General features: G+C 48.7%; 12 protein-coding genes. 7 read left to right on the forward strand and 5 right to left on the reverse strand.

Features of this window, described 5'->3' with window-relative positions; all coding sequences use genetic code 11:
- Positions 1–121: 121 nt before the first annotated feature.
- The 3 genes from OLMES_RS02470 to rpsI all read left to right on the forward strand — a co-directional run bounded on the left by OLMES_RS02470 (position 122) and on the right by rpsI (position 2,519).
- Positions 122–706, forward strand: coding sequence for a hypothetical protein (locus tag OLMES_RS02470; RefSeq protein ID WP_087459793.1), 585 nt, complete (start codon positions 122–124; stop codon positions 704–706).
- A 46-nt stretch (positions 707–752) separates the two neighbouring features.
- Complete coding sequence (locus OLMES_RS02475) at positions 753–1,547, forward strand: hypothetical protein (protein ID WP_087459794.1); 795 nt, start codon at positions 753–755, stop codon at positions 1,545–1,547.
- Between the two features lie 558 nt (positions 1,548–2,105).
- Positions 2,106–2,519 (forward strand): 30S ribosomal protein S9, encoded by a 414-nt coding sequence (rpsI, locus tag OLMES_RS02480; RefSeq protein WP_232465393.1) that lies wholly within the window; start codon positions 2,106–2,108, stop codon positions 2,517–2,519.
- Here rpsI and OLMES_RS02485 read toward each other — a convergent pair.
- Both OLMES_RS02485 and OLMES_RS02490 read right to left on the reverse strand, forming a co-directional pair.
- Complete coding sequence (locus OLMES_RS02485; RefSeq protein WP_087459795.1) at positions 2,508–4,841, reverse strand: sensor histidine kinase; 2,334 nt, start codon at positions 4,839–4,841, stop codon at positions 2,508–2,510. The genes rpsI and OLMES_RS02485 overlap by 12 nt on opposite strands.
- The gene (locus OLMES_RS02490) at positions 4,841–5,548 is read right to left on the reverse strand and encodes a response regulator transcription factor (protein ID WP_087459796.1); all 708 of its coding nucleotides are present in this window, start codon (positions 5,546–5,548) and stop codon (positions 4,841–4,843) included. Before OLMES_RS02490 ends, OLMES_RS02485 begins: the two co-directional genes overlap by 1 nt.
- 176 nt (positions 5,549–5,724) lie before the next feature.
- On the opposite strand from OLMES_RS02490, the gene OLMES_RS02495 reads away from it, so the two are divergent.
- The 4 genes from OLMES_RS02495 (at position 5,725) to OLMES_RS02510 (ending at position 8,970) form a co-directional block, all read left to right on the forward strand.
- Positions 5,725–6,264: a PspA/IM30 family protein gene (locus OLMES_RS02495; RefSeq protein ID WP_087459797.1), complete on the forward strand. Its 540-nt coding sequence runs from the start codon at positions 5,725–5,727 to the stop codon at positions 6,262–6,264.
- A gap of 29 nt (positions 6,265–6,293) precedes the next feature.
- Positions 6,294–6,878: a hypothetical protein gene (locus OLMES_RS02500; RefSeq protein ID WP_087459798.1), complete on the forward strand. Its 585-nt coding sequence runs from the start codon at positions 6,294–6,296 to the stop codon at positions 6,876–6,878.
- Positions 6,879–6,914: 36 nt separating this feature from the next.
- Positions 6,915–8,180: a vWA domain-containing protein gene (locus tag OLMES_RS02505; protein ID WP_087459799.1), complete on the forward strand. Its 1,266-nt coding sequence runs from the start codon at positions 6,915–6,917 to the stop codon at positions 8,178–8,180.
- Positions 8,181–8,301: 121 nt separating this feature from the next.
- A complete protein-coding gene (locus OLMES_RS02510) occupies positions 8,302–8,970 on the forward strand; it encodes a glutathione S-transferase (protein ID WP_087459800.1) in 669 nt (222 codons plus the stop codon).
- Here OLMES_RS02510 and OLMES_RS02515 read toward each other — a convergent pair.
- From OLMES_RS02515 to OLMES_RS02525, 3 genes are all read right to left on the reverse strand, one after another.
- Positions 8,961–9,944, reverse strand: coding sequence for a glutathione S-transferase family protein (locus OLMES_RS02515; RefSeq protein WP_087459801.1), 984 nt, complete (start codon positions 9,942–9,944; stop codon positions 8,961–8,963). The genes OLMES_RS02510 and OLMES_RS02515 overlap by 10 nt on opposite strands.
- A 234-nt stretch (positions 9,945–10,178) precedes the next feature.
- A complete protein-coding gene (locus OLMES_RS02520; RefSeq protein WP_087459802.1) occupies positions 10,179–11,894 on the reverse strand; it encodes a YHYH protein in 1,716 nt (571 codons plus the stop codon).
- 101 nt (positions 11,895–11,995) lie between these two features.
- Complete coding sequence (locus OLMES_RS02525; protein ID WP_087459803.1) at positions 11,996–12,907, reverse strand: hypothetical protein; 912 nt, start codon at positions 12,905–12,907, stop codon at positions 11,996–11,998.
- Between the last annotated feature and the right edge of the window lie 6 nt (positions 12,908–12,913).

Genomic DNA, 12,913 nt, shown 5'->3' on the forward strand with positions numbered 1-12,913 from the left:
TACAGGAATTGGCTAATCAGATTATATACTCTGCCCGCTTGATTCTATGTCGACGTGAGTTCAGCTTTGTGGCGCGATAGTATTTGTATCTTTTCATCACTCAAGATAAGGAAATTTTTGTATGAATTGGAAGTTCATTGCCCCTTTATTTATCGTTCTCGGCTTTCATGTCTATGTCTCTCTTGATTCTGGTAGCTCACCATTGACATGGAATGCCGTCATTTTGTTATTTTATCCTTTTCTATATAACGCGTGGCGAGATGCTGCAAATATTAAATTGACTACCAAAGGTATCGAAATAGAAAAACTAAGAACCAAAATTGATGCAACGATTAAAAAGACTATTGCCGAAAGTAAAATTGATAGTAAATCAATAGATGAATTGTTTGAATCAGTAGAGATAAATGACTGGCTTACCCTAGTTTTAGCTAGGATGTTATTAAGAAAAGGCCTACTCTATTTGATACCCTTAGATCACGAAATAAGAAAACTAGACACACCGTCAATTTCGCAATTGATAGCGGTATGTGATGAGCATCAATTGATTTCAAAGGCTGATTTGGAAGGCATTGAAAAACTGCGTGATATTACATTTTATGCTGAATGGTGGTCTGGCACTGTGCCTTCACAAGGGGACTGGCGGTGGGCAATTGAAAACTGTAGGGTGATAGTCATGATGATTTTCGATAAGCACAAAATCGTGTGAATTTGTATTTCAAACGATTGAATACTGGTTTAGAGCTTGCGCTTCCATGAAATCCTTAACTAATTATTTTAAGTTTGAGATTGAGCAGTACCCTGATCTACTCCCAGTAGTGCATGTCACGACATATAAGCGGCTCTGCGAAATTCTCGAAGCTGGCTACATAGAAGCAGACAACATTTGTCAAACCATAAAGAAGGCTGTTACATTTTTAAGTTACGGCGGAGCCTACTATAGAATAATCGACACTAAAGATGAAATACAATGGCCTGTTGCTTTGATGTATTCACCGGACATACTTAAATATGCAGATGATTTTTTGCCATATGATTCTGGTGCGATCTCAAAAAAACTGTATGGAAAGTGGAATGCAGAATTAAGTAACTTCGACAAGTATAGTGTCCCTCTAGATTCTTCAATCCTATTAACAGGCGGTTATGTTAAGCGGATGTTCGGGAATAATCTAAATTATTTGCTTGGTCAAAGTGTCCAGTACGATGAAAAAGAAAGTTTACCGCCGGAGCTTATGAATTTACTCGAGTTTTACAGCGAACCTAGGTCCGAGTTTCCGGAGGGCGTAGACCGACGCAGACACATGTTAGAACTGCACTTTTCAAAGAAAATACCAATCTCGAAACATATTTTATGGGTTGCGCTACCTGATTCAAAAAAGGAAGATATGAAAAAAATAAAAAGTTTAATAGGTCCGGATCAGTCACCTGTGATCCACCCTTTTTATTATGAAACTCCCGTTGCATCAACTGCATCTGAGATTAGCGCAGAAATAATGGTCGCAGCAAAAGACTTTCTCCGAAAAATAGATTTTGGATGGGACAACTCATAGTTCGGGCCAGCTTACATGCACATTGAGCAGATTGAATATATTGAATGGTCTGAGCTGATAGGCTACTACAACCCATCTCTGACGTTCCCAGCTTTTGTTGTTCCGATTTGTTCTCTTGGTAATCAATACTATGCAATATACATAAACTCGGACTCGAAATACAAAGCTCTAGAACTATCTAGGGAGGATTTAAATCAAATTGAAGCTGTGGTGTTTGGAAGTAGGCGAATCGAATTTGAGGGTTTTAATCCATTAACCCATAGATTATTTGCAATCTCTCAATCTAACGTTCTTTGTTATCATATTGAAAATAAGGAAATGTTTTTTATCGAGATCATTCGAGAATATAAGTTGCTTACAGAACATCCCCAAGTAGCATTGTCTATTTCAAAAATACTACATAACCAACTTTTTATGGAAAGCAGTATTATTAATACTTTAATAAATGTAGCGGAAAGAGATGATGTGGATGATCATTGGTATAAGTTTAATATTGAAAAATTTAGCCAGTGGCGAAAGCTGAGATTACCTGAAAGTTCATTGGAACTGAATAGGGTTATATCCAAATATAAATTAGCAAACTATTGGGATGCTTGGGCGCTCGGTAGAAGAAAAACTGCCATAGCAAATGTTTTCTTGAAAAAATTTGAGTCAGGAAAAATAGAGGTGAATCATACGAAATTTGAACAGTACTTTAAGTGGGAGACATATCGTTTGAAGGCGACTCAACCCCTTGCCCAACTTGGATTGGAGAATAACTTTTTAATTAAAATTAATGTGAAAGGAGGAGGGCTTTCTGGCCAAGCTGATGCGATAAGACTAGCTCTTGCGAATGCTTTGTCGTTGTTTGATTATAAGTCTAGGAATGAATTGAGAAAAGTTGGTTTGGTTACAAGAGATTCTAGAATAAAAGAGAGAAAAAAAGTTGGGTTTAAGAAAGCGAGAAAAAGAAAGCAGTATTCAAAGAGGTAAATTCATTCTATTTATGCATCTGAAGCCCAACTCAAACCGCACCCCAGGCTCCTCATTCACAACTTCGACTTTTCCTCCCATTGCTTCAGTCAACTGTTTTACCAGTGCCAGGCCGATGCCGGTGCCTACGGTTTCGCGGGTGAGTTCGTTGCCTTGGCGGTAGAATAACTGGAATATTTTTTTGAGCTGTGATTTTACGATGCCGGGGCCGTAGTCCCTAACGCTGAATACAACCTGCCGGTTTTGCTCGCATTTGATTTGGATGTCGATTTTTTTGATGTCCGCGTTGCGTGAAAATTTGATGGCGTTGTCGATCAGGTTGATCAGAATTTGGGTGAAGGCGTCGCTATCGATGTGGATCTGGAGGTCTTCACAGTTTGCATCGAGCGTCTGTTCAAAACTGAATCCGGCGCGTTCGATGTGGCTCGAGACCTTGGAGCGGATGATGTCGGCCAGGGTGGTTACAGCAAGCGTTTTGCAGTCCAGTTTAATGTCATTGCGTTCCATACGGGCCAGTTGCAGGACGTTGGCAATCAGGCGGGACAAGCGTTCGCTTTCATCATGGATGAAGTCATAGTATTCGCGTTTTTTTGCATCACTGACCCAGCCTTCCCGGAGCATTTCGCCGTACATGCGAATGGAGGTAAGCGGGGTTTTCAGTTCGTGACTGACGGCGGAGACGAAGTCTTGCTGTTGCCGCGCCAATCGAATTTGTCTGAGCCCCAGCGCATAGAGTGCGATGAAGCCGCTAATCAGTACCAGGAACAGAATCAGGCTAGTCCACAGGATAATGCTGGCACCCGGGCCGGCAGGCAGTTGATTGATACTCCAGAGCAGCTGAAAGCGTTGCAATGGCGCGGAAAGTCTGACTTGATGCAGGAGTGTGCCTTCCAGTTCATTGGCCCGGCCCAGATAGCCGCGGTCTGTGCTGCCGGGAATGACCTTGAGTATGTTGCCCTGATAAGCCACAATCAGGTCGCTCATGCGGGCCAGACTGGTGTCTTTGAAGGTCTGGCTGAAAATACCTTGCAGGAATTGTTGCGGGTCGATCAGTGCACCTTGAATGGTGCGTTGGCCATCTCGCCATACCTTGCGAAACAGAACAAAGTGGCCACTGTCCAGCTGCGCGATTTCAAATGGGTCAATCTCACTTTCAAATATTTTAATCGCCTGTGTCTGAGGCGTCTCTTCGACCAAGGCCGTCTGCTCCCGACGGGTGGAACGTGCTGGCGCAAGCTGTTGGCGGGTAAAGCCTGATACGCTTTCATCCATAAGTTTAGCTTCGGTTCGCCGGTCGTTTTGCGCCAGTTCCAGATCCAGTGGAGCGGTTGGCTTTTCAATTTCCGGTGCCAGGGCTCGACTTTTTTCGGCGTAACTGTTGCCAAGCGTAGCGTACTCTTTATTGCTTTCCAGCTTTTTGAGTTTGAGGTCTTTGAGATTCCCGAGATTTTGGCCGCGATTTTGTGCCTCTTCCGGCAACGCCTTGCTGAGTTTATCAAAAGCTGCTTGAACTGGTTTGCTTGATTCTGCCTCAATCTTCAGTGTGTCCGTAACCTTTGGTATGTCGGTTTTTTCCTGCCGTGAAATGCCTGGGGCGGGGGCAGACGGCTGGCGGCCCGCTCCGGCGATCACAGAGCCCTGAACTGTGTCCTGTTCAGCCTCTGCGAGGACTTCGTCGAGGGCGCTCTCGTTGCCTGCCACGGAGGATTCTGCCACGCTCGAGATCGTATCATCCATCGATTCCTCTCGGGTTTCGGAAGCGGAAAGCCGATACTCCAGGCCGGGTCGTGCACGGGGTGGCAGGGTCACTCGAACGGGAACTGCCTGCCGGGGTGGGCTCACCAACTCATTCTGACTAAGTACATCCAGAATGGACTTCTGGAGGAATTGTCGTTGAGCCAGCTCATTCGCGGAAACGCCGATGTCCGGACTCGGTGCCGGTGGTAAGACCGGAGAGCTGAAGCGACCTTGTGCATTCACTTGAAAGTAGCCAATCAACCCCGGAATTTCGGAATCAACGGGGAAGCTGGCCAAAGGGGAGCGCTGGATATAGTTGGAGGTGCCGGGGTCACCGCTGACAACAAAAAACTGGTAGTCGGCGTAGGTGCGTTTCTCTTCATTGAGTACCGCTTCCTGTAGGGTGCGGTCTATGCGTTGTGCCAGTTCATCGGCTTGCTCCCGATACTGGTGAAATGCTTCCCACTTCAGTTTTTCCCGGGTTTGCCAGGTTAACAGGCTTGATGGGACCAACAACGCCAGAAACAGCAGCCCCAGAAACAGTCGCAGACGCCTGGGGGTCAAACCGCGATGCAAATTGGCCATCAAGCACTCCCGGATAGCAGTTTATAGCCACCACCCCGCACCGTGACCAGATAAACGGGATTTTTCGGGTCCGGTTCCAGTTTGCGACGTAATTTGGCAATGTGAATATCAACAGTTCGGGTTTCAATATCCATGTCCTTGGCATAACCCCATACTTTGTTGAGCAGTTCTTCCCTTGGCACCGGGCGGTCATTGTGTTCGTGGAGGTACTGTATGATATCCATTTCCCGTCGGGTGAAATGGACGGCTTGCCCGGCGCAGTTTCCCGTCAGGTGTGGTGTATCAATTTCGCATGTGTCACTTAACCGGATCCGGGTGTCCTGTTCCTGATCCAGTTTCGAGCGTCGCAGCACAGCCTGCACTCTCAGCACTAACTGTGCCACGGAAAAAGGCTTGGCGACATAATCATCCGCCCCCAGTGACAAGCCTTGAATAATGTCTTCGTCGGTTGATTTTGCGGTGAGCATAATAATGGGCTGATCGCGATCCTGCTGGCGAATCGCTTCACACACCTCGAATCCGTTTTTTCCGGGCATCATCACGTCCAGCAGAATCAGATCAAACTGACCCGTGAGTCCTTTTTGCAGTCCGTCGTTGCCATTGTCGGCAAAATCCACGTCATACCCATGAAACACAAACACATCCACCAGCCCGGTGCGAATGGCAATTTCATCTTCAACAATGAGGATTCGGGCTTTTCTCGGCATGGTCAGTTATCCAGTGGTTATGAGGCAGATGTAGTCAGTCTAACAGGCTAGCGACAAAGCGCATGTAAATTCTATGTAAACAGCAACGCAAAGAGTTTACATCCCTGTGCCTGTGGTCAGTTCCTGAGGCTTCGTACACTGGAACCATCTTGAACGTCCGAAGAGGAGGACAACCTATGACACTGATGATTCGATTAAGCCGTCTGTTTAAAGCCGACATGCATGCGGTACTGGATCAACTTGAAGAACCTGATGTGGTGCTGCAACAGGCCATCCGGGAAATGGATGAAGCGATTGGGCAAGTAGAGCGACAGGTAAAAGCCCGCGAACTGGAAGAAAGCCAGATCCGGACGCGAACCCGGGAATTGCAGCAGCAAATTAGCCAGACGGATGCAGAGCTGGATCTGTGTTTCGCGGCGGAAAATGAACAACTTGCGCGCACGTTATTACGCCGGAAGTTGGAGGCTGAGCGTTTGCTCCGGCAATTGAGTTTGAAACAGGAAACGCTACTGCTGCAGATCGCTGAGGACCATCAGCAATTGGAATCGCAGCGTCAGCGCCTCTCCCGGCTGAAACAAAAGGCAGATGTGTTTATGACCTTGCAGGAGCCGGTAGACAAGTTTGTAAGCACCTCCAGCCTGGAGCAGCCCGTTACCGAGGCGGATATTGATATCGCTCTGCTCAAAGCGAAGGATGCTCGCAAAACCAAACTATAACACGGCACGCATTTGAGAGGAGTAGAAAAATGATGACACAACGATTTTGGCCAGCGGTTGGATTGGCCTTTGTATTTAGCGTATTGGGGGCCGTGTTCTATCACGGTGTAACGCCTCTCCTGGGTTATGGCTTCACTCAGAAGGTTCTGGTTTTGATTTTTGGGGCGATTTATCTGGGATTGGTGCTGCGAAACCGTAAGGCACGAATTGGCCGGTTGGTCGTGCTCTCTGTCTGGGGGTTGATGTTGACGGGATTAGTGGTGCTGAACGCAAGCGTACTTACCTGGCTTTTGAGCCATCTGGCCTTGCTCTGGTTGGTGCGGGTCTTGTATTGCTACCCGCATTTTTGGCAGGCCCTTGCGGATGCGGCTTTAACAGGTTTCTCGTGTATTGCCGCCTTGGCCGCCTTGTGGCACAGCCATAGTGTGTTTCTGAGTCTCTGGAGCTTTTTCCTGATACAGGCCTTTGTGGTGTTGCTTGATTCATCACAACCAAGAGAATCAAAGGACGTAGCCGGTAATGCGTGTTTTGACCGGGCTGCGAATGCGGCGGAGTCAGCGCTGAAACGTTTGTCTGTCAGACCGCAGAAATCATCTGTTACGAATCAACTTTAATACGAGCCCTGATCCTGGTGAAGGAGGAAATACAACATGAAAAATACATTCCTTGCATTATCGTTATGTCTTGCCACAGCAGGTGCCGTGGCGGTGTATCCTGAACTCACTGTCAATCCCGAGATGCCAGTTACCAAGGTTCCGTTGGCGGCCGTAGCGGAGGAGAAACCGAGAATCGAAGTGGTTTTTGTGCTGGATACGACCAGCAGTATGTCGGGCTTGATTCAGGCGGCCAAAGAGAATATCTGGTCGATTGCAACGACCATGGCATCGGCCCAACCTGCCCCCGAAATCCACATGGGCCTGGTGGCATTCCGTGATCGGGGTGATCGATATGTTACGAAGGTGATCGACATGTCTACGGATCTGGATTCCATGTACGCGCAATTGATGGATTTGCGGGCAGAAGGTGGTGGCGACACACCAGAGAGTGTGAATCAGGGGTTGCTTGCCGCGGTGAATGAGATCTCCTGGAGTGGCGATTTAAAATATCAGTCCGGGGCGCAAATGCAGAATGGGAAACTGCAGAATGACAAGTTGCCGAATGAGAAAGCGCGCCATGACAGTTACAAAGTAATCTTTCTGGTCGGGGATGCCCCGCCGCATATGGATTACCCTGGAGAGCCCCAATACCCGGACATCCTTAAAATGGCGCAGAAAAAGGGCATTGTGATCAACACCATTCAAGCGGGTCAGGATACCTCAACAAAGCAGGTGTGGCAGGACATCGCCCAACTGAACCAGGGATCCTATTTTCAGGTTGCGCAAGGGGGGAATGCTGTTGCGGTCAGTACACCTTTTGATGAACGAATCGCCCAGCTGTCGAAAGATCTGGATGAGACCCGTGTATTTTATGGTGATGCGGCAAAGCGGGAGCTTCTTGAGGCCAAACAAGCTGCAGCCGACAAGCTACATGCCCTGGGATCTGTAGCTTCCAGAGCGAAGCGGGCGTTATTTAATGCATCCGGATCGGGCGAGGCGAATTTTCTGGCAGAATCGGAACTGGTGGATGATGTCGTCAGTGGGCGAGTTGAGTTGGAGGCGTTACCGGCGGCGAGCTTGCCAGAGCCATTGCAAAAACTGGCACCTACGGAGCAGAAAAAACTGCTGAAAGAAAAAGCAGAGCGGCGTGCGGAGTTGAAGCAGGATATTGCACGCCTGAGTCGAGAGCGTCAGGCCTACATAACCCGGCATCTCGACAAATCGGAAGAGGCAGATTCTCTGGACTATCAAATTTTTGATACGGTCAAGGCGCAAGCTGCAGAGAAAGGCTTTCTTTATGATGAGGCGCCAGCATATTGATTTTCCGAGTGATCCGATTGCGAACCTGATACGTATGCTGTATAACGTGTATGCTTTATGTTTACAGTGAATACATTTAAATCTTACCAGTAACGCGGGTTTGTCAATCTTTGGAGAGTTTATGATCGTTCTGCATCACCTTAATAACAGTCGCTCGCAACGAATACTCTGGTTGCTCGAAGAGTTGGGCCTGGAGTATAAGTTGCAGCGCTACGAGCGCGACCCGGTTACGATTCTTGCGCCCCCCAGTTTGAAAAAAGTGCACCCGCTGGGCAAGTCGCCGGTGATAACGGAAGGGGATGTTACCCTCGCCGAGTCCGGGGCGATTATTGAATACCTGATTCAGACCCACGGGAATGGTCAGTTCAAGCCCCGGCCGGACAGTGCTGATTATTGGCAATACGTTTTCTGGATGCACTACGCAGAAGGCTCACTCATGCCACCGCTTCTACTTCGGCTGGTTTTCGAAAAAGTGAAAGAAAATCCGGCGCCGTTCTTCGTGAAACCGATAATTGGCAAAATTGTAAAGGAAACCAACAAGCGATTTATCGGGCCACAAATCAAAACGCACATGGGTTACGTTAACGATTACCTGGCTCAACACAGCTGGTTGGCGGGTGATGCGCTTTCCGGTGCGGATTTTCAAATGAGCTTTCCGCTGGAAGCGGCGGTTGCGCGTGGTACCGTCGGGGCGGAGTACCCCAACATTGTCCGGTACGTTAAACAGTTCCAGAGTCGCCCCGCCTATCAAAAGGCGCTGGAAGTGGGTGGTGAATACGACTACGCTTGAAGCAAGGTCTCTCGATTGTGTGGGCGTTGATAGTCGAGTCTGGGTCCAAGCGGCACGATTTGGGTCGGATTAATCGTCGTATGGCTGAAGTAATAGTGACGTTTAATCTGATCAAAGTCGATGGTGTCGCTGACCCCCGACCATTGATAAAGCTCCCTGAGATAATGGGATAAATTCGGGTACGACTCAATTTGTGCCTGGTTGCATTTGAAATGGCCGTAGTACACAGAATCGAAACGAATCAAGGTGGTGAACAAGCGCCAGTCGGCTTCTGTAATCTGATCACCGGTCAGGTATCGGTGTTGACCAAGCCGATGTTCCATGCGTGCCAGCGCTGCAAACAAATTTGTGTAGGCCTGTTCATAAGCGGTTTGCGAGGTTGCAAAGCCACAGCGATATACGCCATTGTTAATGTTGCTGTATACATCGTCGTTCACTGCATCAATCGCTGTTCTGTGTGATTCCGGGTAGTAATCGTCGTGGTTTCCGGTGATGTGATTAAACGCGCTATTGAACATGCGGATAATTTCAGATGACTCATTGTTGACGATGGTTTCGCGCGTTTTATCCCAAAGTACTGGAACAGTGACCCGGCCGCTATAGTTGGACTGGTTCCGGGTGTAAAGCTCGTGCAGATGATGCAGACCGTAGAGTGAGTCGCCAGTGCTACCGGTTTGTGAGTCAAAAGACCAGCCTTGATCCAGCATGTCGGTACTGACGACCGAGACACCGATATGGCTCTCTAACCCTTTCAGTTTTCTGAAAATCAGTGTCCGGTGCGCCCATGGACACGCCAGAGACACATAGAGATGGTAGCGCCCGGACTCTGCTTGAAAGCCTGCCTGTCCAGAAGGCCCTGCTGAGCCATCCGCAGTAATCCAGTTTCGTAGCTGTGCCGCTTCGCGCTTGAAATCACCGTCGGATCCGGTGTTGTACCATTTGTCCTGCCACTTACCTTGCACCAATAAACCCATAACCAGCTCCAGTCGCCTAGAATTATAACCAAACTTGATATGGGAATTTTAATATCTAAAATATTGTTTAAAGGTGGATATTTTGAGGTTAAAACAATCGAAATATTAGATTGATATGAAAAAACAGTGTGGGCTTGGCGATCCCCGAGCTTGTCGGGGAGTCGCTTTGGGCAGGTCACTGCGGGCTATCTGTTATCGACGAGGGGCTGAATGCTGTCGAGTTGGGCCTGAATGTTATCGAGGAGGGGGCTGAGTACCGCCACCGCCGCCGTCATTACCACCGCCGCCTTCGTTGCCGCCGCCATTGGGAATCCCGGTACTGCATGACGTAATGGCATTACTTTGCAGTTTACCGCGGAATCGGGGGCCGGACATGTACGGGAATGCAGGTGTCGTATCGTTGGCACTGGTTATGGTTACATGGTAGTGATAGCCCAGGTCGTCATGTTCATGGCCATTGTACTGATCCAGCATCGCCTCGCCTTCGCTGCTGCAGCTGGAGTCATAGTAATAATCTTCAAAGAAGAAACCCGCAGTGGTATCAAATGTGTTACCGGAGAGGCTGGTATAGGTACCGGAGGTGGTCGGGCCCTCTGCATCCGCGCCGGTGACACCCGCTGTGGGATCATATTGATCGACCATGACACAGTTTCTGACGCCGTCTCCGTCGCAACCCGTGGCGGATCCGGCCGTAAAGTCACGTACTTTCCAGCAGGATTGTGCAATTACACCGGTATCATGCCACGGGCCATACACCGGGTAACCATCGGCAGCAAAACCATAGACCGGGGAATGACCCGTGCCCGTATCCCCCGCAGTTTCTGCCCAACAGGCTGAATAAAAGTGGTGGTGATAATCACCATTTGCGGCATGACCGCCACAGATGTCGACATCGTACACCTCCGCAAGGGGGGCCAGAGATTGCCAGGCACCTTCGCTGTTGTAACTCTGCCCGTCACTCCAGCCATACATGGATACCCCGTTGATCGCATAGCCTATGGCGCTCAAGCCAGTGTCACAGTCATCAGCGTTGATTTCCGGGCTCTCGGGAAACAGTCCTACTTTACTCGTATCTTCGGGGCAAACCGGGCCGGGAGGCCAGTAACCAAAGCCTTCGTTCTGACCACATTCGCTCATTTGATTGGTACTGTCGTAGCCAATGTTTTGTCCGAACTGAATTTCGTCACCGGCACTGATCGTCGTGGCACCACCGATAAAGTCAGAGCTGGCTTTGGGGCGGCTGTTTAACCAGGTTACCAGGTCTTGAGATGCTGAGACAACGTAGTCAGGAATGCCGGTTGCGCTGACCTGCGCATAGTCCCCTGTGCTGTCACTGACCTGAGTAACGGACTGAATATTGACCAGTACCTTTTGCCCGCTGTCATCGGCAATGTGGCGAGCACGCTCATTGTCGGTGTTCAGAACCCATGAATCGTAAAGCGCATTACTTGTGCCGGAACCCCCACCTGCTGTCGATGAGGTAATCTGTGTGTTAAGTGTAGCAGTCAGACTCCCTGCCGTTGTGCTGAGTGCTGCGTCCCCCAGATTGGCACTGTTTAAACCACTGAGTTGCAAGGGCGCTGCGCCATCGGCAAACACCAAAGTAAGGTCACCGTTCAAACCATAAAGCGAAACAACCGCAGTGGCCCCCGACAGTATAGAAATTTGAGTGCCCTGGATCGCAAAGGTGTAGTCTGCAAGCGCGTTCGGAAATTCTATTCGTTCGACGTTGGCGTCGACTTGCAAAACGGGCGTGCCGGAAATCAGAAGGGTTTCACTGCCACTCCCGCCCCAGATGGCCAGTTGTTGCGCGTCACTGACCGCAAAAGATTCATTGTTCCCCAGAAACGCAAACGAGCCGACCTGTTCGGCTGCAGATATCGATCCAGAGCAGAGCAGGGACAGGCTGGCCAGAGGCAATAGTCTGGATTGCCATATTGGATGAGTCATGGTTGTGGTGTCCTCGAGGTTAATTGATCAACGCAGGTACTCCTCTTTCGAGCTTAGCAGAGAATGACAGGATGTCTTGCCTCTGACCTTCTTGTGACCAATTACTGTTGAGCCTCACCAAAACCTTCAATATTCCGGGCCGATATTTCCAGGCTGCTGTCCAGCTGCACGGGCACTTTTCGAGAAATGGTTACCGTTGAAGAAATATCGGTATTGAGCGATACCGGTAAGGTATCTGCCACCGTGACCTGAACCGGAAAAGTGGCATTTACCGGAGCACGAATCACTTGTTGAAGGGTCACCGGTATGGTTTCTTTCACAGGAACGCTGATGTTGCCCTTCACATTGATTTTTTCGTTGAATGGCAGGGTGGTTTTGATCGGTATGACTGCTTTCAAGGGGGCGCTGAATGAGCCGACCTTCACGGCGAGATTTTCTTTGATATTGAAGTACTGGTTTATGGGGACTTTGATCTTGACCGGAATATCCGCTTTTACTGGAACTTTTACACCGGCGAAGGTTTCCACGTCCGTGTCCAGCGGCACAATCACCTCCGCTTCGATGGTTTCCTGAATCAAGACGGGTTGGTTAATGGGGATTTGCAATGTACCCAGATTCAATTCTTTTTCAGTCAGGGTCAGTTCGATGGGCACATTCATATCGATATTCAGATCCTGTTGGACCTGAACTGCAGTATCGATGGGGACTTGTAGATTTAATTCCAGCGGGATAAGCAATTGTTCATTGAGCGAGATGTCCAGTGCCTGTTTCACCTCAACAATTGCCTGTAGTTTATCGTTGAGGTTGATATCGAAGTCCTTCTGGATGTTGACTTCAAATGGAATATCACCACTGAGGGTAATATCCATCATTTTGTCCATCTTTAACTTGAAGACAAGCAACGATTTAAAATCAATTAACAGCATCAGCAGCCCACCAATCAGAATGGTGGTAAACAGTAAACTGATGGCGTAAAACGTGAGAGAACGCCTTGCGGGTATGTTATTGGTCATATGATT

The sequence above is a fragment of the Oleiphilus messinensis genome (assembly GCF_002162375.1).
In the GTDB taxonomy this organism is placed as follows: Bacteria; Pseudomonadota; Gammaproteobacteria; order Pseudomonadales; family Oleiphilaceae; genus Oleiphilus; species Oleiphilus messinensis.